The 20,122-nt window shown below is 68.3% G+C and carries 17 protein-coding genes; 7 read left to right on the forward strand and 10 right to left on the reverse strand.

What is annotated here, in order from left to right:
• Positions 1 to 74: 74 nt before the first annotated feature.
• The 3 genes from BO996_RS04590 to sbcD form a co-directional block, all read right to left on the reverse strand.
• On the reverse strand, positions 75 to 1,013 hold the full coding sequence (locus BO996_RS04590; protein WP_034366888.1) for a GSU2403 family nucleotidyltransferase fold protein: 939 nt from the start codon (positions 1,011 to 1,013) through the stop codon (positions 75 to 77).
• An 82-nt stretch (positions 1,014 to 1,095) separates the two neighbouring features.
• Positions 1,096 to 4,593 (reverse strand): AAA family ATPase, encoded by a 3,498-nt coding sequence (locus BO996_RS04595; protein ID WP_071954134.1) that lies wholly within the window; start codon positions 4,591 to 4,593, stop codon positions 1,096 to 1,098.
• A complete protein-coding gene (gene sbcD / locus BO996_RS04600; protein WP_071954135.1) occupies positions 4,590 to 5,867 on the reverse strand; it encodes an exonuclease subunit SbcD in 1,278 nt (425 codons plus the stop codon). The genes BO996_RS04595 and sbcD overlap by 4 nt, the downstream gene beginning before the upstream one ends.
• A gap of 139 nt (positions 5,868 to 6,006) precedes the next feature.
• On the opposite strand from sbcD, the gene BO996_RS04605 reads away from it, so the two are divergent.
• The 4 genes from BO996_RS04605 to BO996_RS04620 all read left to right on the forward strand — a co-directional run bounded on the left by BO996_RS04605 (position 6,007) and on the right by BO996_RS04620 (position 9,621).
• On the forward strand, positions 6,007 to 6,393 hold the full coding sequence (locus tag BO996_RS04605; protein WP_013804558.1) for a VOC family protein: 387 nt from the start codon (positions 6,007 to 6,009) through the stop codon (positions 6,391 to 6,393).
• Between the two features lie 90 nt (positions 6,394 to 6,483).
• Entirely contained in the window at positions 6,484 to 7,095 is a 612-nt protein-coding gene (locus tag BO996_RS04610) for a class I SAM-dependent DNA methyltransferase (protein ID WP_013804555.1), read from the forward strand.
• 8 nt (positions 7,096 to 7,103) lie between these two features.
• Positions 7,104 to 7,961: a tRNA-uridine aminocarboxypropyltransferase gene (locus tag BO996_RS04615; RefSeq protein ID WP_156897926.1), complete on the forward strand. Its 858-nt coding sequence runs from the start codon at positions 7,104 to 7,106 to the stop codon at positions 7,959 to 7,961.
• Positions 7,962 to 8,472: 511 nt separating this feature from the next.
• The gene (locus BO996_RS04620; RefSeq protein ID WP_071954136.1) at positions 8,473 to 9,621 is read left to right on the forward strand and encodes an acyltransferase family protein; all 1,149 of its coding nucleotides are present in this window, start codon (positions 8,473 to 8,475) and stop codon (positions 9,619 to 9,621) included.
• Between the two features lie 81 nt (positions 9,622 to 9,702).
• Here the strand turns inward: BO996_RS04620 and BO996_RS04625 are convergent, their stop codons facing one another.
• The 3 genes from BO996_RS04625 to BO996_RS04635 all read right to left on the reverse strand — a co-directional run bounded on the left by BO996_RS04625 (position 9,703) and on the right by BO996_RS04635 (position 13,269).
• Positions 9,703 to 10,350, reverse strand: a complete 648-nt coding sequence (locus tag BO996_RS04625) for a DUF924 family protein (protein ID WP_013804552.1) — start codon at positions 10,348 to 10,350, stop codon at positions 9,703 to 9,705.
• 200 nt (positions 10,351 to 10,550) lie between these two features.
• Positions 10,551 to 11,915: a type II toxin-antitoxin system HipA family toxin YjjJ gene (gene yjjJ, locus BO996_RS04630; RefSeq protein ID WP_071954137.1), complete on the reverse strand. Its 1,365-nt coding sequence runs from the start codon at positions 11,913 to 11,915 to the stop codon at positions 10,551 to 10,553.
• A gap of 280 nt (positions 11,916 to 12,195) precedes the next feature.
• Positions 12,196 to 13,269 carry a porin gene (locus tag BO996_RS04635; protein WP_043825391.1) on the reverse strand — a complete coding sequence of 358 codons (1,074 nt, stop codon included), beginning with the start codon at positions 13,267 to 13,269 and terminating at the stop codon, positions 12,196 to 12,198.
• 273 nt (positions 13,270 to 13,542) lie between these two features.
• On the opposite strand from BO996_RS04635, the gene BO996_RS04640 reads away from it, so the two are divergent.
• On the forward strand, positions 13,543 to 14,112 hold the full coding sequence (locus BO996_RS04640) for a DUF1439 domain-containing protein (protein WP_065346849.1): 570 nt from the start codon (positions 13,543 to 13,545) through the stop codon (positions 14,110 to 14,112).
• A gap of 39 nt (positions 14,113 to 14,151) precedes the next feature.
• Here BO996_RS04640 and BO996_RS04645 read toward each other — a convergent pair whose 3' ends face one another.
• On the reverse strand, positions 14,152 to 15,138 hold the full coding sequence (locus tag BO996_RS04645) for a Bug family tripartite tricarboxylate transporter substrate binding protein (protein ID WP_012202838.1): 987 nt from the start codon (positions 15,136 to 15,138) through the stop codon (positions 14,152 to 14,154).
• Between the two features lie 142 nt (positions 15,139 to 15,280).
• Here BO996_RS04645 and BO996_RS04650 point away from each other — a divergent pair, with 142 nt between their 5' ends.
• Positions 15,281 to 16,003 (forward strand): glutathione S-transferase C-terminal domain-containing protein, encoded by a 723-nt coding sequence (locus BO996_RS04650; RefSeq protein WP_071954138.1) that lies wholly within the window; start codon positions 15,281 to 15,283, stop codon positions 16,001 to 16,003.
• A gap of 131 nt (positions 16,004 to 16,134) precedes the next feature.
• Complete coding sequence (locus BO996_RS04655) at positions 16,135 to 17,181, forward strand: pirin family protein (protein ID WP_012202840.1); 1,047 nt, start codon at positions 16,135 to 16,137, stop codon at positions 17,179 to 17,181.
• A gap of 16 nt (positions 17,182 to 17,197) precedes the next feature.
• Here the strand turns inward: BO996_RS04655 and BO996_RS04660 are convergent, their stop codons facing one another.
• The 3 genes from BO996_RS04660 to BO996_RS04670 are packed head-to-tail and all read right to left on the reverse strand — an operon-like array spanning position 17,198 to position 20,070.
• Entirely contained in the window at positions 17,198 to 17,650 is a 453-nt protein-coding gene (locus BO996_RS04660; protein WP_013804545.1) for a carboxymuconolactone decarboxylase family protein, read from the reverse strand.
• A 16-nt stretch (positions 17,651 to 17,666) separates the two neighbouring features.
• Positions 17,667 to 19,037, reverse strand: a complete 1,371-nt coding sequence (locus BO996_RS04665; protein ID WP_071954139.1) for a lyase family protein — start codon at positions 19,035 to 19,037, stop codon at positions 17,667 to 17,669.
• Positions 19,038 to 19,053: 16 nt separating this feature from the next.
• Positions 19,054 to 20,070, reverse strand: a complete 1,017-nt coding sequence (locus BO996_RS04670) for a Bug family tripartite tricarboxylate transporter substrate binding protein (protein WP_043825399.1) — start codon at positions 20,068 to 20,070, stop codon at positions 19,054 to 19,056.
• Positions 20,071 to 20,122: the final 52 nt, after the last annotated feature.

The following is a 20,122-nucleotide window of genomic DNA, read 5'->3' on the forward strand; positions in this document are numbered from 1 at the left end:
ACTTCCCGTATGCGCGTTGAGCCCAGACCTGCCTGCTCACAGATTGCACAGGTCTCAGACGTATCCGAAAGCACTCATGGAGGCAAGTACCCGTCCACCAGCGCTTGCACCACGTCCGCTTGCAGTACATCTCGCCTGCGCTTGATGGCCTCTCGCTCGCGCAGGCCGGCCATCCATCGCTTGAACGCGACGAAGGTTGCCGGGTGGACGGTATGCATGCGCGCCATGGCTCCATTGCTGGCGACGATGACGGCTGAAAACGGTGGCGCATCCAGCAGCACGTTGGCACGCCTGGCCTGGGCCACCCAGAAGTCTTCCTCGGCGTCGCTGAGTTTGATGGGGTGGGGATCGTCTGCCACACGTTCGCGACGGATGATGTCCACTTCAAAACCGTCTTTGTTGACGGCCGTGTAGAGCTGGCTTTTGCGCAGGCGGAACGTGCTGTCCACCTTCTTCAGTACGCCGAGCATGGAGCTGTCTACGCGGGCGAGTTGCGTGGCAAATTGCAGCCGCTTGCGGGTATCCCACAACAGGTCCATGTCGCGCGTGGCCAGGGCATCTGCCTGTAGCCGCAAGCCGGCTGCTGCCTCGTACGCGTAAAGCGCATGCGTTCCTACCACGCGAAAGTGCGGACTCAGCCCGGTGATCGACAGACGGTTGAGCAGCTCCACCACCAGCGGGTCCACCCTGCCTACGCGCAGCGCACGATTCAGTCGCTGGTGCTGGGCCAATGCGGCCTTGAGCCCGGCCAAACGCTCGGCGCTTTCCTGTTTGCGCTGCATGAAGCGTTCATAGATGGCTTCGGTTTCCGGCGTGCGAAGACCGAGGCTGGTTTCGGCGCCCGCAGGCGTGGTGCGGATCAGGTAGCTGGATTGAGGAGACGACGCCGGACCCGCATGCCAATACATGCCACCGCGTACTTGAGCCCCTTCATCCCGGGCTTCTTCCAGGGCTTCGAAGGTGGATACGGCGTCTATGTACTGGCGGGCCGCTGATGGCTGGAGGTCTTGCATTTCGGTATTTTTTTGAGAATTTCTCTTTTATACCGAAATTCTTTTAAAAACAACAGCCTAAGAGATTTTGAAACGATTCGGATCACGAAGAAACCACCAGCCTCGAATGCCCCACGCCACCGCCTTTCTCCACCCGCACCTGCACGGCGATGCGCTCCTTGAGCGCCTCCACGTGGCTGATGATGCCGATCATCTTGCCGCTGTCGTTGAGCCGGTCGAGTGCGTCGAGCGCGATCTCCAGCGTGTCGGCATCGAGCGTGCCGAAGCCTTCGTCGAGGAACAGGGAGTCGATGGAGGTCTTGTGGCTGACCAGGTCGGACAGCGCCAGGGCCAGGGCCAGGCTGACGAGGAAGGCCTCGCCGCCCGATAGCGTGCGCGTGTCGCGCGGGGTGTCGCCCTGCCAGCTGTCGACGATGTCCAGTTCCAGCTCGCCTTCGGGCTTGCGGCGCAGCAGGTAGCGGCCGTGCAGGCGTGCCAGGTGGAGGTTGGCCAGGTGCAGCAGGTGGTCCAGGGTGAGGCCCTGGGCGAAGCGCCGGTATTTGTCGCCCTTGGCCGAGCCGATGAGGCCGTCCAAGTGCTGCCACAGGTCGCTGTCGCTGGCCTGGGCGGCGATGTGCTCGAACAGGGCCTGCTGGCCCTGGCGGCGGCGCTGGTCGTCGGCCAGCTGGGTGCGGGCGCCGCCCAGTTGTTCGCTGAGTGCCGTATGGCGCTCCTGCAGTGTTTGCAGCAGGGCCTGTATGGCTTCGGGTGCCAGGTCGGTCAGGGCCTGGGCCTGCAGTTGCGCGTGCTCGCGCTGCGCGGCTTCCAGCAGGGTGGCCACGCGCTGTTGTGCCGCCTGCAGTTGCTGGCGCAGCGTGGCCAGGCGCTGGCGTTCGGGTGCGGGCAGCAGGGCCTGCAGGTAGGTGGATTCGTCAGCAAAGGGGCTGGCGGCCAGGGCGGCCTGCCATGCGGATTCGGCCTGGGCCGCTTCCTCGCGCTGGCGGGCCAGCGTGGCCTGGGCCTGTTGCTGCTGGCCTTGCAGGGCATCCTGCTGGCGCGTGAGAGCGGCGATGTCGTTGGCGCATTCGGCCAGGGCCTGCGGCAGCTGTTCCACGGGCGGCAAGGGCAGTGAAGGCGGCTCTGCCACAGCCGTATCGGCGGGATGGGGCTGCGCCGTTCTCTGCCCCTCCCACTGTGCCTCCCACTGTGTTTCCGACTGTTTTTTCCAGCGCTGCGCATCGGCCTCGGCCGCCTCGCATTCCTTGCGCTGCAAGGCCATGGATTGGGCCAGTTGCTGCAGGTCGTGCCGGGCCTGTTGCCAGTGCTGCCATTCGGCTTCGCGCGCTTCAAGCCAGGGCTGGGCGTCGTCGGGCAGGGTGTGGCCGGCCTCGCCGAGTGAGGCCTGCAACTGCGCGTTCAGCGCCTGGGCTTCGGCCTGCAGGCCGGCGATGGATTGCTGCAGTTCTTCGCGGCGTGCGCTGTGGTCGGCCAGGGCCTGCTGCTGCAGCGCAAGCTGGCCTTGCGCGGTCTGCAGTGACTGGCGGCTGTGCTGGGCAGCGTCCTTGGCCTGTTGCACGGCCTGCTCGCCTTGCTCGGCGGCCTGCACGGCGCGCTTGAGCGTGTCCAGCTGGCGGGCGCAGGCCTGGGCCGATGCGGCGAGGGTGTCGGCCTGTTGCCAACTGTCTGGCGCGAGCTGCAGGGGTTGCGTGAGGCCCTGCCATGTGTCGTTCCATGTGTCGTGCCAGCGTGCGATGTCCTGTTCCAGTCCGTCGGCCTGGCGCTGGCGTGCAGCCTGCGCGGCCGTGGTGGCGGCCAGCGTGGCGCGGGCGGTTTCGCCCTGGGTTTGCAGGGCGTCGAGTTCATCCTGCTTGCGGCGCAGCGCGGCTTCGGTGGCCGAGGCGTCCAGCGCTTCGTAGGCGGCCACGGCCGGGTGCTCGTGCGCGCCGCACAGCGGGCAGGGCTGGCCGGGCTGCAGGGCGTGGCGGTGCTCGGACAGGCTTTGGATGCGCTGCTCCTGGGCCAGCAGTTTTTGCTTGTCGCGGACCTGTTCTCGCACGTCTATGTAGCGCGTGCGCAGGGCTTGCCAGGTGTCCGTCTGCTGCTGCGCCAGTGCTGTTCCTTCGCGCAATTCCCGGGCCAGTGTCTGTCGCTGGCGCGCAAGTTCGCGGCGCTGCGCGGCCTGGGTTTCTGCCTGGCGCCACAGGTGCAGGCGGTCCTGCTCTGCCTGCTCGCGCGCGCGCAGCTCGGCCATGCCGCCGCTGCCTTGAAGGCGCTGCGCCTGTTCGTCCTGTGCGTGCTGGAGTGTGGCGCTGGCGCGGGCCTGTGCGTCGGTGGCGGCCTGGACCTGGGCCGCGCCGGCTTCGGCGCTTTGCGCCATGCGGGCCTGTTCGGCATCCAGCTTGCGCAGGGCCTGCTGCTGGCTGGCCGCTTGCTGTTGCTGGCTGGCGCGCAGCTTGAACTGCTGGCGCCAGCTGCCCAGGCGCTCGCCCAGCAGGGCATGGGCTGCATGGTGGGTGCAGAACTGTTCCAGCGTTTGGTGCTCGGCCTGCTGGCGGGCCAGGGTGTCTTGCGCAGCCTGGGCCAGGCGGGCGGACAGGGCCTGGGCATGGCGGTGCTGCAGCAGCAGCCGGGCCTGGGTCTGCTGTTCGTGCTCGCGCAGTTGCTGCAGTTGCTGGCGGCTGTCATCGCAGGCGACGGTGCTGCGCTGCCAGACTTGGTGCAGCGGCTGCAGCGCCTGCGCGGGCTCGTCATGGGCCAGGCTTTCCAGTTCGGGCGTGGCCTGCTCCAGTGCCTGGGCGGCGTCTGCGCAGCCGGTGCGGGCGGCCTGCAGTGTCTGGGTGGCCTGGGCCAGTTGCTGCTGCCATTGGTGCTGGGCCTGGGTGCGCAGGTAGTCGGCCTGCAGCGCGGCCTGCTCCGTCACAAGGCTGTCGGCCTGGGCCTGCAGGGCATCGCGCGCCTCGGGCGTCAGCAACTCCACGCCATCGGCCTGGGCCTTGAGCTGGTCCAGGCGCTGGCGCGCATCGCGGGCGCGTTCGAAGACTTTCTGCGAGATGAGGCCGTAGATCTCGGTGCCTGTCAGCTCTTCCAGCAGGCCGGCGCGGACGTTGGCATTGGCTTCAAGGAACGCCGCAAAGCCGCCCTGGGCCAGCAGCATGGACTTGGTGAAGCGCTCGAAGTCCAGGCCGGTGATGGCGGCGGTCTGCTCCAGCTTGTCGCGCGTCTGGCTGCTGAGGATGCTGCCGTCGCCCCGGGCCAGTTCCACCTTGGGCGCCTGCAGCGCGCCATCGAGCCTGTCGCGTGCGCGGCGCTGGCTCCAGAAGGCACGGTAGACCTGCCCCTTGACCTCGAACTCGACCTCGGCCAGACAGTCGGCCGTGTGGCGCGTCATGAGGTCGTTGGCCGATGCCGAGATGTTGTTCAGCCTGGGTGTCTGGTGGTACAGCGCCAGGCAGATGGCATCGAGCAGGGTGGACTTGCCCGCGCCCGTGGCCCCGGTGATGGCGAACAGGCCGTTGCCCGCGAACGGTGCCTGCGTGAAATCGATGCGCCATTCGCCCTTGAGCGAGTTGAGGTTCTTGAGCCGCAGCGTAAGGATCTTCATGCGCGGGCCTCCTCGCCGTGTTCGCCGGCGCCTGGCTGGGGCGCATCGAGCCCGGCCACCACTTCCTGGTAGCGCCGGGTGAGGGCCTGGGCCAGGCCGGGCTCCAGTGTTTCCAGCGCCAGGCGGCGCTCGAAGACGTCGGCGGGGCTGATCTCGTGCAGCGACTCGCCGGCGGCGGCGGCCATGCCGGCCACCGCCCGGCCGCGCTGGCGCCGCACGCGCAGCAGCTCCAGGGGCAGCTCGTCGGCCAGGGCCTGCACGCGGTCGGTGAGCTGGGGCAGGTAGTCGTCCTGCTCCACCACCACCTCCAACCACACGGGCCGTGCAGGGCTGCCGGCCTGGGCGGTGGCGCGCATCAGATCCGGCAAGGCGGTCAGGTTGCCTGCCACCGAGGCCATGGGCTGAAAGCAGGGCACGGGCAGCGGTGTGACGGCCTGCAGCCCTTCGGGGCCCAGGTCCACCAGCAGCATCTGCTTGGACTGGCGGGCCTCGTCAAAGCTCAGCGCAATGGGCGAGCCGCTGTAGCGGATGTGCTCCAGGCCGCCCACTTTCTGCGGCTGGTGGATGTGGCCCAGGGCCACGTAGTCGGCGGGCGGAAAGGCCGAGGTGGGGAAGGCGTCCAGCGATCCCACGTAGATCTCGCGCACGGACTCGCTGCTGCTGGCGCCCACGGTGGTGAGATGGCCCGTGGCGATGATGGGCAGGCGCTGGCCGGATGCGGCGGCCAGCGCGTCACGGCGTGCCATGGCGGCGTCGTGCACGCTGCGGTAGCACGACTCGATGGCGGCCTGCAGCGCCTGCTGCTTTTGCTCGGCGCTTTGGCCGGGCTGGCTCAGCACCAGGTCGCGCGGGCGCATGAAGGGCAGGGCACAGACGATGCAGCCGGGCGCGGCCGGCTGCCCCGGCCGGCGCCGCAGCGGCAGCTCGACCACGTGGCTGGCCGTCTCGCCCACGGCGGCAACCACGGTGGTGTCCAGGCAGGCCAGCAGCTCGCGGTTCTCTGCCAGCGTGGCCACGGAGTCGTGGTTGCCGCCCAGCAGCAACAGGGCCACGCCCGCCGCATGCAGGCGCACCACCAGCTGGCTGTACAGCTCGCGCGCATAGCTGGGCGGCGCGCCGGTGTCGAAGATATCGCCCGCGATGAGCACGGCATCGACCGCCTGGGTATCGACCTGCTCCAGCAGCCAGTCGATGAGCGCAGCGTGCTCGGCCTGGCGGCTCTTGCCCATGAAGTGCTGGCCCAGGTGCCAGTCGGAAGTGTGAAGAAGGCGCATGGTTTCGGTATCGCGGTATCGGTGCAATGTCCGCCGGCTGTGGCGGGGGCGACAGTATGGTCGCTGGCGCGCATGGGTGACAGCAGGACGGCGTGCCGCAGCTAACATCCCGGTTCGCATCAACCAAGGAGACACAGGCATGTTCAGCCACGTCATGGTCGGGGTCAACGACCTCGAAAAATCCAAGCAGTTCTACGACGCATTCCTGGGCGCGCTCGGCGTTGCGCCGGGCATGGCCAACAAGAACCGCTATTTCTACCGCAGCGCGGGCGGCACGTTTGCCATTTCCACACCGATCAACGGCGAGTCTGCCTGCCACGGCAATGGCGCGACCATTGGCTTTGCGACGCAGTCGCCCGAGCAGGCCGACGCGGCCCATGCCGCCGCCGTGGCAGCCGGGGGCGTGACCTGCGAGGATCCGCCCGGCTGGCGCGAGGCTTCGCCCGGTGGCCGGCTGTACCTGGCCTATGTGCGGGATCTGGATGGCAACAAGCTGTGCCTGTTGCATCGGCCGCCGAAGGCCTGAGCGAATACCGCATCCCGGCATATACAAACCCCTCTGCGCCATACTCCCGCCCGAACGCGCCCGCCGGGCGCTCACCCCCAAGGAGAATGCGTGCAATCAGCAAGTGACCAGTGGTTCGACGAGGCGTACTACCAGCGCTACTACTTCGACAAGAAGACCAGCGTGGTCGATACCGAGCATGTGAACCGTCTGGGCGCTTTCGTCTGTTCCTATCTGAGTTATGTGCGCGTGCCCGTGCGCCGCGTGCTGGATGTAGGCTGCGGCATCGGTCTGTGGCGCGAGGCGGTGCAGCGCCACTTCCCCGGTGCCAGCTACCACGGCGTGGAGTTCAGCGAGTACCTGTGCGGGCGCTTCGGTTGGGAGCGCGGCTCGGTGGTGGACTATGCGGCGCATGATCCTGCAGAGCCCTTCGATCTGGTGATCTGCCAGGGCGTGCTGCCCTATCTGAGCCCGCCGGATCTCAAGCGCGCGCTGGCCAATCTGGGGCGGTTGAGCCGAGGCGGTCTGTATGTGGAGGCGGTGGCGCGCGAGGATTACGAACGCGGCGTGATCGATGAGGATCTGACCGATCCGCGCCTGTTCCGCCACCGGGCGGATCTGTACCGGCGCGGGCTGGCCGAGCATTTCAAGGAACTGGGAGGCGGCGTGTGGCTGAGCCGCCGCGCCGAGCTGCCGCTGTTCGAGCTGGAAAGCGTGGGATGAGCCTGGAAATGTCAGCTGTGCCTGCTTCGGCGCAGGATGCCTGCGTGCCTCTGTCCTATCTGCGCGGCGTGGACTCCGGCGTGGCGCCGCATGCAGTCTCGCGGCTGCGCACGCAGCGGCTGGCGCGCAGCACGCGGCCGTTTCTGTCACGCGGCGGGCCGCGCGGTGAGCGCTGCGAGGGTTGCCGGCTGCGGCCTTCGCACTGCCTTTGCGCGCTGCGTCCCATGCTGCCGACGCGGGCGGGCTTTTGCCTGCTGATGCACGATGCCGAGCCGCTCAAGCCCAGCAACACGGGCTGGCTGATCGCCGATGTGGTGGAGCAGACGCACGCCTTCGGCTGGGCGCGCACCGAGGCCGATGCGGGCCTGCTGGCCTTGCTCGATGATCCGCAGTGGCAGCCCTATGTGGTGTTTCCCGGCGAGTTCGTGGAGCCGCCGCAGCGCGTGGTGCATGCGCTGCCGGTGCCCCGGGCCGGAGCCCAGGCCGGGACCGAACCGGACCCGGGCCGGCGCCCGCTGTTCATCCTGCTGGACGCGACCTGGCCCGAGGCGCGCAAGATGTTCCGCAAGAGCCCTTACCTGGACCGCTTTCCGGTGCTGAGCCTGCACCCGGATCAGGTCTCGCAGTACCGTCTGCGCCGCTCCCAGCGCGAAGACCATTTCTGCACCAGCGAGGTGGCGGCCCTGTGCCTGGAGCTGACGGGCGACGGCGGCGACCGGCGCGCAGGCCGCGCGCTGGAGAGCTACCTGGCGCTGTTCACCGAGCACTATCTGCGGGCCAAGAACCAGCAGCCGGTGCAGACAGGCAGTGACGCGCGCCGTGGTCTGCAGGACGCGATCTCTTCCGTTTGTCCGCCTGTTTGTTAAAAACGATAGCGGAAGATGCTGGTATTCATTGGGATTGGTGGCGTTTTGTTCCAAATTGTTGACAGCGCATCCAACTCCCCTTGCCCTGTGTTCGCCAGTGGCTCAACAGGGCGGCGCAGGGTGGCGTGAGGCCGGGCGCAGCAGCGTCGGCGACAACTTCCTGTTACGTTCCGGCCGCGGTGCGCTGCCCATACTCGCGGCGTGCGATGAGAGGTGGACAGGCGGCGGGGCGGGGTGACCCGGGACTCCAGGCCGAATGCCCATCGAACCTGGCCCGCAGGCGGTGATGGCTAAAATCGGATTTCGCTGAAATTCATCAGCCATTGCCCTGTACTGCAGGGCATGTTCGTGCACGCAGGGCCGCCCGTAGAGGCGGCCCGCATCCTCCAGGGTGCGCCGCAGCCGCGGCTCGCGGATTGCTGGTCACAGCATCCGCCGGGAACCTTGGGGCGTGCCGTCTCTCTTATCGCGCTGGACCATGCGTTGCGACCCTCCCGGGGACGGCTGCGCCATGTCCGCGTGCTCCATTTTTCATGGGGTTTGTTCATGGCCCGGGGCGTATGCCCCGGCGTTGGAAAGGTGTCCGGTTTTGGTGGTCAAGGATTTCAAACTGCACTACAACCCCGCCCTTGACGGGCTGCGGGGCGTGGCGATCCTGTTGGTGATCTTGTCGCACTCCCATGCGCCTTTGTTTGATGGCGCATTCTTCGGGGTGGACCTGTTCTTCGTGCTCAGCGGCTATCTGATCACCTCGCTGCTGCTGATGGAGAACGAATCCGAAGGCCGCATCGGCTTCTGGCGCTTTTACCGCCGCCGCTTCTATCGCCTGATGCCGGCGCTGGCCCTGTTCCTGGGCGCGTACTGCATCTTCGCGCCCTTGCTGTGGCCGGACCTGAACGACATCTACACCGATGCGCTGGTCTCCATCCTCTATCTGGCCGACTACGGCATCGCCTTCTTCGACAGCCCGGACACGCTGCTGCACATGTGGTCGCTGTCGGTGGAGGAGCATTTCTACCTGATCTGGCCACCGCTGCTGGTGCTGCTGCTGCGCTTTTCCAAGCCGGGCCGTCTGTGGCGCCCGATTGCCCTGCTGTGGGCGCTGAGCTGGCTGTGGCGCGTGTACTGGGTGGACCAGGGCCAGCACTTCTATGAGATCTTCTTTCGCTTCGACACCCGTGCCTCGGGCCTGTTCGCCGGTGCGCTGCTGGCGGCGGTGATGATCGAGCGGCCCGACTTCATCGCTGCACTGAAGGCGCGCATGCACCACGCCATGTGGGTGCCGCTGGCCGTGCCGCTGTTGATGGCGCTGCAATGGGACAACCAGGACGCCATGGTCTGGGGCATCACCGTGGTGGAATGCGCCGCCGTGGTGCTGCTGGTGGCGGCAAGCCAGGGCTCGGGACTGGTCTTCGACATGCTGTCGTCGCCCACGCTGGTGAAGCTGGGCCGCCTGTCCTATGGCGTCTACCTCTGGCACTACCCGGTGGTGCGCTATCTGCGCGCCGACTTCTCGTGGCCCGTGGTGGTGGCGCTGGGCCTGGCGATCTCGGTGGCGCTGTCGGCGCTGTCGTTCTACACGATCGAGCGCTGGGCGCTGCGCATGCGCGATGGCGAGCGCAAGGGCAGCGAGCGCCAGCCGCAGGCGCAGCCGGCCTGAATGCCGGCAGCGCGCCGAAAGCAAAAAAGGGAACGTTGGCACGTTCCCTTTTTTTGTGGGTGAAGGAGATCCGCTGCGCTCTCAGAACCCTGAGCCGGGCTGGGACAGGTACTGCAGTTCCTCGGCCGTGCTGGTGCGGCCCAGGATGGCATTGCGGTGCGGAAAGCGGCCGTAGCGCACGATGACGTCGCGGTGCCGGTGGGCGTAGTCCAGCGTGCCGGCGAGGAACTCGCGCACGCCCTCGCCGCCAGCGTCACCGGCCTGGTCGGCCAGGGCCTGGAAGGCAGCCACGCTGCGGTCCTGCAGGGCCAGGTCTTCGGCATGCTCCAGCGGCAGGTAGCAGAAGATGCGCGCCACGGCAGGCAGGTCGGCATGCCGGTCATGGCCCAGGGCGATGCCGTCCAGCGCCAGTTGCAGCGCCTGCGGGTCGCCTGCAAAGCTGCGTGCCGTGCCCCGGAACAGGTTGCGCGTGAATTGGTCCAGCAACACGATCAGCGCCAGCCGCCCCAGCGCCGTGCCGGCCCAGCCGTCCAGTTGGCCGGCCAGTGCATCTTCGACCAGGGCGCCGAAGCGCTCGCGGATCTGGTCGTCAGTGGCATCGGACTTGATGAACCACAGGTTCTTGCAGGCCAGGGCGCCCGCGTTGTCGGGATGCGCGGAGCCCAGCCAGTAGCTGAGCACGTCGGCGATGCGTGGGTCTGCGGCGTGAGAAGGGGCAATGCTTGTCATCGGTGGCCAGGCTCTTGTCGGATGAGGAAGCCTTCGATTGTGCAGGCGGTAGCGTACTGCCCTTGTGGATGGCAGGTTTTGCGCAGACAAAGCACAGCTTGTGCAAATGTTTTTCAAGAGAATGTGCACAGGTTTTTCAAGAGAAATTACAGGTGTTATCCACAGATTGGTATTCGGATCTCGTTGCTGGTGCCTTTCAATCAGGCACTCATGAATTCAAGATTTCGCGTGGCAATGTTGCGAAAGTCCCCGGAGATGCGCGCATCCTGCGCCACGGCCTGCCAGAAGCGGCGTGCCAGCGCCTGGGCATGCGGCCATTCGGCCAGCGTGGCGGCCGTGGGTCGCTGGGGCTGGGCGCCGAAGTCGCGCTCCACGATCTCGCCGTTGATGGGCATGTAGAGCATGGGCAGCATGTCGTAGGTGGGCGACAGCGCCCAGTCGCCATGGGGCTGCGGCAGCACGAAGGAGATGTTGCCGTAGTGCCGGTCGGTGTTGGCGATGAGCTGGCCGTAGGCTTCGAGCAGGCGCAGGCTGCGCGCGTCGGCCTCGGTGATGAGGCCGCGTGCGGCCAGGCGGTTGGCCGTGGCTGCCCAGTTGTCCACCTCGCCCACGTACTGGGCATTGAGCACCTGCAGGGACACCATGCCGATGCGTCCAGGGTTGCTGCCCGGGTGGGCCTGTGAGACGGGCACATCGCCCGGCGCCGGCTGGCTGCGGTCGAAGCGCTCCGATTCGAGGAAGGCGCGGCCGCCATCGAGGAACAGCCGCGTGCGCGCTGCGGGCAGGCCGTCTTCGGCCAGGGTCTGCAGCGCCAAGTGCTCGCAGACCAGCAGGTCGCGGATGCGCTGCTCGGCCGGCGCGTTGCCTGCCGGGGAGAACTTGACGATGACGCTGCGCCCGGCCGTGATGCAGCAGAACTTGGGCTGCTCGCCGCCCGCCGACGAGCCCGGATGCGTGCCCTGCATGGCCTGCATGGCCAGGCGCGGATAGTCGGCCGCAGAGGCGGCGCGCAGCGTGCGCGCGGGCAGGGAGTGGAAGCGCTCGAAGGCGGCTTCGCCCACGATGAGGTTGCCCGGCAGGTCTTCGCCAAAGCGGGCCAGGGCGCGCAGCACATCGTCCTCGCCCCACTGGCGCGGGTCGCCGCCCAGCTGCAGTTCGGGGTGGCTGTGCGCAAAGCTGCGGCCGATGAAGCCCTGGGGCCGCATGTCGTCCAGGAACCAGGGCAGGCCGTCGTGCTGCTCGCTGAGGCCGTCGGCCTCATCCACCCAGAAGCCGCCGCCGTGCAGGGCGATCATGCGGCCGAAGGGCGATGCATGGCCTTCGGTGTCCACGCGCATGATGGCCACCTCGGCGCCCACGCCCGCCACCTGGCGCGGCAGCACATAGCGCTGCGTGCGCGCCGCCCCCACCTTGCGCACCTGGCCCGACTGGATCAGCGGTGCCAGTGCGCGCGACACCGTGGGCTGGCTCACGCCCAGCATCTGCTGCAACTCGCGCGCCGCCAGCGCACCGCCCTGGCGGCGCAGTGCTGCCAGCACCTGCTGGGAGAGGTCTTCAGTGGCCATGGGGAATCAATTCATGAATGGATGAAACAAGGGGTTAATTTATTGAAAATCAAGGATTTGTGCAAATCCATGAATGGATATATGAATAGATAAAAAAACCGCGCCCAAGGGCGCGGCAAAGCTGGATTTCGCGGCGGCTTGCAGGTCTGCGAATCACGATCACAGCCTGTGAAACTGGCGTGCTCCAACTCAGAGACGCCGAGCAAGAGCCGCCTCGCGGCGGGGGCGCCTAGCCGAGGGCGTCGTCCCCTGGGGGAAGCGGCGCCAGCCGCTCAGGGGGTCAGAAATTGTGCGTGATACCCAGGCTGATGCCGCTGGCGCGTGTCTTGTTGCCTGCGCCCTGGTATCCGTTCTTCCACTTGGTCGTGTCCAGTTCCAGGAACAGGCTGGTGCGCTTGGACAGCTGGTAGTCCACGAAGCCGATCAGGCGCTGGAAGCCGTCGTCGCCCTGGCCCGTGCGCTCGCGGTCCACCTTGTAGTAGCCGCCGTTCAGGCCGATGACGGGTGTGATGGCGTAGCGTGCGCCCAGCGCCAGGATCTTGTTCGTGGTTTTCGCGGTGTCGCTGGTCTCGGCCTTGTTGCGGCCGTAGTTGAGCATCAGGCGCAGGTCGCCACGGCTCCAGGCGCCACCGATGTTGGCGGCGTCCAGCGTGCGGCCGCTGGCGTCGTGGAACTGGGTGTAGGCGCTGGTCAGCACCAGATCGTCCTGGCGCCAGTCCAGGCCCAGGCCGCGCGTGTCCAGGCGCGAGGCCGACACGCCGGTCTCCCCGAAGCTGTACATGGCGCGCGCCGTGAGGCCGCCAAAGCTGCCCGAGTACTTGATGGAGTTGTTGACGCGGTTGGAGCCCACCTTGGTGTTGGTGGCGCCCCATTCGTTGTTGAGGCCGTGGCCCGTGAGGCTGGTGACCTGGATGTTGGGGTTCAGGCCCGCAAAGCGCAGGGCGATGGGATCGACCAGGCCCACGGAGTCGGAGATCAGCGTGTTCTGCCGGCCAGCCGTGACCGCGCCCCAGTGGCCGGCCAGGCCCACGATGGCCGCCCGGTCGAAGGTGCCGGCCACGCCGCCGATACCGCCCACGTCGGCGCCCAGCGTGGATTCGAGGTTGAAGATGGCGCGCAGGCCGCCGCCCAGGTCCTCGCTGCCGCGTATGCCCCAGCGGCTGGTGGGACCCACGCCGCTGTTGACCGAGCCCATGCTGCCCGCAGCCGGCGCATTGGCGCCCGACAGGCCGCTTTGCGCGCGCACCGACACGTCGATGATGCCGTACAGGCTCACGCTGCTGGTGGATTGCGCCAGGGCGGGGCCGGCCGCGCAGCCTGTGGCCAGCAGGGCGAGGGCGATGTTCTTCTTCATGGTGTCTCCTTGATTTCTTCTGGAAGGCGGGAACTTTGCGAGCGGCCGAGTTTCCGTATGGGAGCCGGTACTGCCTATGTCCGGCGGGCACTAGCTGCTATGTCGTTTCGTTCTCGAAGTGGCTGCGCGCAGGTGCCGGGCAACACCCACTGCAGGGACAGGGAATAGCCCCTGGCGGGACAATGTCGCTCTCAAAAAACATAGCGCCATGCGTATGGCATGCATGGCGCTTCAGGGTTTCGTGTCGGGCTTTCTGAGGCTTGTGCTGTCGTGATGAATCGCCGCTTTTTGTTGATGGTCGTGGCAGCGGGCTGGAGCCTGGCCGCGACCGGATGTTCGGGAAAGTCCGGACCTGGGAATGTCTCGGTTTCGCGGCAAAGGCTGCAGGAGGTGGTGGCCCAGCGCTTTCCCCGGCAGTTCCCCGTGGCCGGCATGCTGCAGCTCAAGCTGCATTCGCCGGTGCTGGGATTGCTGCCCGAGCGCAACGCGCTCAATGCGGTGCTGCAGGCCGATCTGTCGGGGCCCGTGCTCAAGCAGGGCTATGGCGGCCATCTGAACCTGGACTTCGCGCTGCGCTACGAGCCCACGGACCGCACGCTGCGCGCCCACCAGATCAAGGTCAACAGCCTGGTCATCAATGACCTGGCGCCCGCCATGAGCGACATGCTCACCACCTACGCCAGCGCGCTGGCCGAGCAGGCGCTGGGCCAGCTCGTGCTCTACCAGCTGCAGGACAAGGAACTGGCCCTGATGGACTCGCTGAACATGGAGCCCGGCGCCATCACGGTGACGCCGGACGGCCTGAGCGTGGCCCTGGTCCAGAAGCCCGTCGCGCCGCGCTGAGCGCAGCGGCGCGCCTTCGTCCTTCCCTTCGCCCGCGCCTCAGTCCGCGCGGATATTGGCCGCGCGAATCACCTCGCCCAGCTCGGCGCTCTCGGCCTGAATGAAGGCGCCAAACTCGGCCGGCGTGCCGCCCATGGGCGATGCGCCGATGTCGGCCAGCTTCTGCTGCACGGCGGGCTGGGCCAGGCTCTTGTTCAAAGCCTGGTTCAGCGCCTGCACCACGGCCGGCGGCGTGCCGGCCGGCGCCACCAGGCCCCACCACACGGTGGCCTGCACATTCACGCCCAGCGAACGTGCCGTGGGCACGCCCGGCAACAGGCGCGAACCATTGTGGTTGAGCACCGCCAGGGCGCGCAGCGCACCGCTGCCCACATGGCCTGCCACCTCCAGCGGGTTGATGGCCATGAAGTCCAGCCGCCCGCCCAGCAGGTCGGTCACGGCCGCCGAGCCGCCCTTGTAGGGGATGTGCACGGCCTGGAAGCCGCCTGCGCGCTCCAGCAGGGCGCTGGCCATGTGGCCCGAGCTGCCCACGCCAGCCGTGCCATAGGACAGCGCGCCGGCCTTGGCCTTGCCGGCGGCGATCAGTTCGGCCAGGTTCTTGTGGGGCGACTTGGCGTTGACCACCACGACCAGCGGCGCCTCGCCGATGCGGCCCACCGGGATGAGGTCCTTGAGCGGATCGAAATTGAGCTTGGCGTACAGCGCCTTGTTGGTGGTCAGCGTGTTGGAGGCCGTCAGCAGCAGGTAGCCGTCGGCCGCGCCGCGTGCCACCGCGCCCATGCCGATGTTGGTGCCGCCGCCGGGCTTGTTGTCCACCACCAGGGACTGGCCCAGCAGCTCGGCCATGGGCGGCGTGACCAGGCGCGTGATGATGTCCACGCCGCCGCCGGGCGAGTAGGGCACGACCACGGTCACGGGGCGCTCGGGGTAGCCGGCCGCTGTGGCGACCAGGGGCAGGGCCGCCCAGGCGGCGGCGGTGGTGCCGAGCAGGGCCAGTGCGTGGCGGCGGGTGGAATGTCTTGTCATGCATGTCTCCGTTGATTGTTATGACCCGGCGGCAGGGCCGGGTCCGCCATTATTTAGCGTGCCAAGCATGGCTGGGCGCCGAACGTTACGATGCAGCGGCCATCGATTTCTTGGCGAACCCGTCCAGCCTTCAAGGTGCCCCATGACTTCACAGAATCCGCTTTCCGCCTTTTCCGTCACGCGCAAGTGGCCGGCCACGCAGCCGGACCGCATCCAGCTGTATTCCCTGCCCACGCCAAACGGCGTCAAGGTGTCGATCGCTCTGGAGGAGATGGGCCTGCCGTATGAGGCGCACCGCGTGGGCTTCGAGAGCAATGACCAGCTCTCGCCCGAGTTCGTGGACACCTTCCCCAACAACAAGATCCCGGCCATCCTGGACCCGCAGGGGCCGGGCGGGAAGCCGCTGGCGCTGTTCGAGTCGGGCGCCATCCTGGTCTACCTGGCCGAGAAGTCCGGCAGCCCGCTGCTGCCCGCCGACCCGGCAGCGCGCTATGAAACGCTGCAGTGGCTGATGTTCCAGATGGGTGGCGTCGGCCCCATGTTCGGCCAGCTGGGGTTCTTCCACAAATTCGCCGGCAAGGACTTCGAGGACAAGCGCCCGCGCGACCGCTACGTGAACGAGTCCGTGCGCCTGCTGGGTGTGCTGGAGCGCCGCCTCGCAGGCCGCGCCTGGGTGATGGGCGAGCAGTTCACCATTGCCGACATCGCCCTGTGGCCCTGGGTGCGCAACATGGTGGTGGAGCAGGGCTACAACGCGGCCGAACTGCTGGGCTGGGAGCGCTTTCCCGAGCTGCAGCGCGTGCTGGCCGCCTTCGTGGCGCGCCCGGCCGTGCAAAAGGGCCTGGTGACGCCGCCGCGCAACTGACCCGGCGGGCGTTGCATTCCTGGGCCGCACTGTCCCAGCCATGGTGGCTTTCAAAACGGGCGCGGGGGCCGCATCTGTCCGAGAATGCAGCGCCCCCTTTTTCTTGCGGGCGCAGCCTCACAGGAGCCACGATGACCGCAGCCACCACCCCCGTCCTCCAGAGCCAGCCGCTGGGCCCGCTGTGGCCCACCATGGACCCCTTCCTGTTCTGTGCCCACCATGACGATGCCTATCCGCCCAGCGATGGCCGCCTGGGCGTGCAGGCCGTGGACCTGGAAGGCCGCCAGATGGGCAGCGACTTCAGCCGCAAGGACGGCTTTTCCATGTACCACGGCGATGGCGTGCCGGGCTTTCCCGGCCACCCGCACCGCGGCTTCGAGACCGTGACCCTGGTGCGCAAGGGCCTGATCGACCATTCCGATTCGCTGGGCGCGGCTGCGCGCTTTGGCGGCGGCGACGTGCAGTGGCTGACGGCCGGCAAGGGAATCCAGCATTCGGAGATGTTCCCGCTGCTCAACAGCGACGCGCCCAATCCGCTGGAGCTGTTCCAGATCTGGCTGAACCTGCCTGCGCGCTCCAAGATGGTGGAGCCGCACTTCACCATGTTCTGGAACGAACGCATCCCGCGCCTGGAGCACGCAGACGCCGCAGGCCGCAGGACCGTGGTCACCGTGGTCGCAGGCAGCCTGCCCGGCACGGCGGCCGCCCTGCCGCCGCCGCCCGAATCCTGGGCCTCGCAACCCGAGGGCGACGTGGCCATCTGGACGCTGCGCCTGGAGCCCGGCGCGCGCTGGACGCTGCCGCGCGCAGCCGGTGCGGACACGCAGCGCATGCTGTATTTCTTTGCAGGCCAGGCACTGCAGGTCGGGCCCACGGCGCTGGCCCAGCATGCGGCCCTGCATGTGGATGCCACGCAGGACTGGGAACTGCACAACAGCGGCGCCGACGCCGTGGAATGCCTGGTGCTGCAAGGCCGCCCCATTGGCGAGAGCGTGGCGCAGTACGGCCCCTTCGTGATGAACACGCAGCAGGAAATCATGCAGGCCATGCAGGACTACCGGCGCACCCAGTTCGGCGGATGGCCCTGGGCCGAGCAGGACCCGGTGCATGGCGCAGAGAACCGGCGCTTTGCGCGCTACCCGGGCGCTGCGGCCGAGGAGCAGCCTCCGGCCGCCTGAGTCCGGTCAGGCCGCGTCAGGCCGTGTCTGCGGGTGGATGAAAGCTGGCCGGCGCGGGCGTGCGCCCCAGCTCCTTGAGGATCTTCAGCGTGATGGCCATGCCGGTGTTGCCTGCGGGCACGCCGGCATAGACGGCGGTCTGCAGCAGCACTTCGCGGATGGTGTCCAGATCCAGCGGCGCGGCCTCGGCGTCGGCCGGGTCGGCCAGCAGGCCCGTGCGGATGTGCAGCTCGAACTCTTCCCAGCGGCCCATGGAGGCCGTGATGGCCAGCACCATGATGCGGCGCGTGCGGCGCTCCAGGCCGGGGCGGCTCCAGATGCCGTCCCAGGCATAGGCCGTGATCATGCGCTGGAACTCCACATTCAGTTCGTTGGCGCGCGCCACGGATTGGTCCACCCATTCATCGCCCAGCACGCGGCGGCGGTTGGCAAGGCCGCGCTGCAGGGCGTCGGCGGAAGGTTCGGTCATGGCGGGGGTTCCTGTGTCAAGCATGGGAATGGGCATTGGCGTGGATCTGCGGCGCTGCCAGCAGCGCCAGGCACGCATCATGCGATGCCTGCACGGCGCGTGCCGGGTCGCAGGCCCGGGCCAGCGCATCTTGCAGCGCTTGCAAGGCTGCTTCGTCCAGCCGGGGCGCGGCCCATTCGGCCAGCAGCAGGCGCAGCTCGCGCCCCTGCTCCAGCGCCTGCGGGGCCAGCAGCTCCACGGCGGCCAGGGCCTCGGGCTTGCCCGTCCAGGGCGCCATGGCGTGCACGCAGGCCTCTGAAAACACCAGTCCGTGCAGGCCCCGCACATGGCCCAGCATGCGCTGCGGATGCACCTGCAGCGACTGCGCGGCCTGGCGCAATGCGGCGGCGGCGCCATGCACATGGCGCCACAGGTCGGGCCAGTGCGCGACCTCGGCCTGCCACTCGCCCAGCGCGCGCTCATGGGCCTGGGCCATGCAGCCCAGCAGCAGGGCCGCGAGCTGGGGGATGGCCTGGGCCTGTGCCACCGCCTGCATCAGGTGCACGGGATTGCGCTTGTGCGGCATGGCGCTGGAGGTGCTGCCGCGCGGCGCCTCGCTGACCTCGCCCACCTCGTACTGCGCCATCAGCGACCAGTCCTTGGCCAGCTTGGCCAGGCTGCCGCCGCATACGGCGGCCTCCATGGCCAGGCGCATCCAGTCGTCGCGCTGGGTATGCCAGCTGCGTCCGCAGGCCGACAGGCCCAGGCGCCGGGCCAGTGCCTGCTCCACCTCGGCACGGTGGCTTCCCAGCACGGCGCCATTGCCCACGGCGCCGCCCAATTGCACGCACAGCGCAGCGGTGGCAAGCCTTTCAAACTGTTCGATGCTGCGCCCCACGGCGGCAGCCGACTGCGCGCACTTGAATCCGAAGCTGGTGATCTGCGCGGGCTGCAGCAGGCTGCGCGCCAGCATGGGCGTGGCCGCGTGCGTGCGGGCCAGGGCCTGCAGTGCGGACTGCAGCGCGCCCAGCTCGGCCAGCAGCGCCTGCAGGGCCTGCTGCGTGAGCAGGGCCTGCGCCGTGTCCACGGCGTCCTGCGTGGTCGCGCCCCAGTGCAGCCAGGGCATGCCTTCGGGGGCGTGGGCCTGCAGCCACTGCTGCAGCGGCCGCACCACGGCCAGGCCCAGCGCGCCGCTGGCGCGTGCCTGCTCCACCACGCCTTCGCACGTGAGCGGCGCCTGCGCGCAGGCGCGCGCAATGGCCTCGGCGGCCGGGCGCGGCACCAGGCCGCAGTCGGCCTGGGCCTGGGCCAGCGCGCTCTCGAAGCGCAGCAGCGCCTGCAGCCAGCGCGCGTCCGCAAACCAGTGGCCGCTGTCGGCGGGGCCCAGATAGTCCTTCACCAATGACATGCTGTCCTTGCCGGTCTCAGGCCGTGGCGCCCGAGGCCTTGATCACGGCGGCCCACTTGGCGCTCTCCACCTGGATGCGGGCCGCGTACTGCGCGCCATCGCCCAGCAGCGGCACGGCGCCCTCGATGCCCAGGCGCGACTGGAAGGACTCGGCAGACGCCACCTTGAGGATGTCGCGCCCCAGCGCGCGCACCGTCTCGGCAGGCGTGCCCCTGGGCGCGAGGATGCCGTAGGTCAGCGAGCTCTCGAAGTCGGCCAGCGCACGCACGCCGGACTCGGCCACCGTGGGCACGTCGGGCAGCTGGGGCTGGCGTTTGGCGCCGGTCACGGCCAGGGCGCGCAGCTTGCCGGCCTTCACCAGGGCCATGGCCGCGGGAATCACGCCAAAGCTGAAGTCCACATTGCCGCCCACCAGATCGGTCAGCGACGGGGCCGTGCCCTTGTACGGCACGTGGATGGCCTTGGCGCCCAGCGCGTGGGCGAACATCTCGCCCGTCAGGTGGCCGCCCGTGCCCGAGCCGCTGGAGGCGTAGTTCATCTCGCCGCTGCGCTTGCGCATCTGCTCGGCCAGATCGGCCACGCTGCGCACGGGCGAGGAAGCCGGCACCACCAGCAGCAGGGCCGACGAAGCGAACATGGCCACCGGCTGCAGATCGGTGGCCGCATTGAACTTGAGGCCCGGATACAGCGAGGGATTGATGGACACCGTGCCCGTGTGGCCCAGCAGCCAGGTGCTGCCGTCGCCCGCCGCACGCACCACGGCTTCCGTGCCCAGGTTGCCGCCCGCGCCGGCCTTGTTCTCCACGATCATCCCGTAGCCGAAGGACTCGTTGAGGCCATGCGCCATCTGCCGTGCAAACACATCGTTGCCGCCGCCTGGCGCAAACGGCACCACCAGGCGGCTGCCGCGCTTTTGGGCCCAGGCCGGCAGCGCACAGGCGGCCAGCGCGGCGGCGGCGGTGGACAGCCACATCCGGCGCGGCAAAGAGGTCTGAGAGGCTTGAGCGGTTTGAGAGGTGGGCCGGGAATCCATGCGTCTGTCTCCTGAAATAGTCGTTGTCACGCAGTGTGGTGCAGCACAGCCT

Source organism: Delftia sp. HK171, assembly GCF_001886655.1.
Lineage (GTDB): Bacteria > Pseudomonadota > Gammaproteobacteria > Burkholderiales > Burkholderiaceae_C > Comamonas > Comamonas acidovorans.

Bases quoted from the DNA above. Each gene is read 5' to 3' on its own strand.
- sbcD (WP_071954135.1), bottom strand. From the start codon at position 5,867: ATGCGCCTTCTTCACACTTCCGACTGGCACCTGGGCCAGCACTTCATG.
- yjjJ (WP_071954137.1), bottom strand. From the start codon at position 11,915: ATGGCCACTGAAGACCTCTCCCAGCAGGTGCTGGCAGCACTGCGCCGC.
- BO996_RS04660 (WP_013804545.1), bottom strand. From the start codon at position 17,650: ATGACCGAACCTTCCGCCGACGCCCTGCAGCGCGGCCTTGCCAACCGC.
- BO996_RS04620 (WP_071954136.1), top strand. From the start codon at position 8,473: ATGTCCGCGTGCTCCATTTTTCATGGGGTTTGTTCATGGCCCGGGGCG.
- BO996_RS04605 (WP_013804558.1), top strand. From the start codon at position 6,007: ATGTTCAGCCACGTCATGGTCGGGGTCAACGACCTCGAAAAATCCAAG.
- BO996_RS04665 (WP_071954139.1), bottom strand. From the start codon at position 19,037: ATGTCATTGGTGAAGGACTATCTGGGCCCCGCCGACAGCGGCCACTGG.
- BO996_RS04655 (WP_012202840.1), top strand. From the start codon at position 16,135: ATGACCGCAGCCACCACCCCCGTCCTCCAGAGCCAGCCGCTGGGCCCG.
- BO996_RS04595 (WP_071954134.1), bottom strand. From the start codon at position 4,593: ATGAAGATCCTTACGCTGCGGCTCAAGAACCTCAACTCGCTCAAGGGC.
- BO996_RS04635 (WP_043825391.1), bottom strand. From the start codon at position 13,269: ATGAAGAAGAACATCGCCCTCGCCCTGCTGGCCACAGGCTGCGCGGCC.
- BO996_RS04640 (WP_065346849.1), top strand. From the start codon at position 13,543: ATGAATCGCCGCTTTTTGTTGATGGTCGTGGCAGCGGGCTGGAGCCTG.
- BO996_RS04625 (WP_013804552.1), bottom strand. From the start codon at position 10,350: ATGACAAGCATTGCCCCTTCTCACGCCGCAGACCCACGCATCGCCGAC.
- BO996_RS04650 (WP_071954138.1), top strand. From the start codon at position 15,281: ATGACTTCACAGAATCCGCTTTCCGCCTTTTCCGTCACGCGCAAGTGG.
- BO996_RS04645 (WP_012202838.1), bottom strand. From the start codon at position 15,138: ATGACAAGACATTCCACCCGCCGCCACGCACTGGCCCTGCTCGGCACC.
- BO996_RS04615 (WP_156897926.1), top strand. From the start codon at position 7,104: ATGTCAGCTGTGCCTGCTTCGGCGCAGGATGCCTGCGTGCCTCTGTCC.
- BO996_RS04670 (WP_043825399.1), bottom strand. From the start codon at position 20,070: ATGGATTCCCGGCCCACCTCTCAAACCGCTCAAGCCTCTCAGACCTCT.
- BO996_RS04590 (WP_034366888.1), bottom strand. From the start codon at position 1,013: ATGCAAGACCTCCAGCCATCAGCGGCCCGCCAGTACATAGACGCCGTA.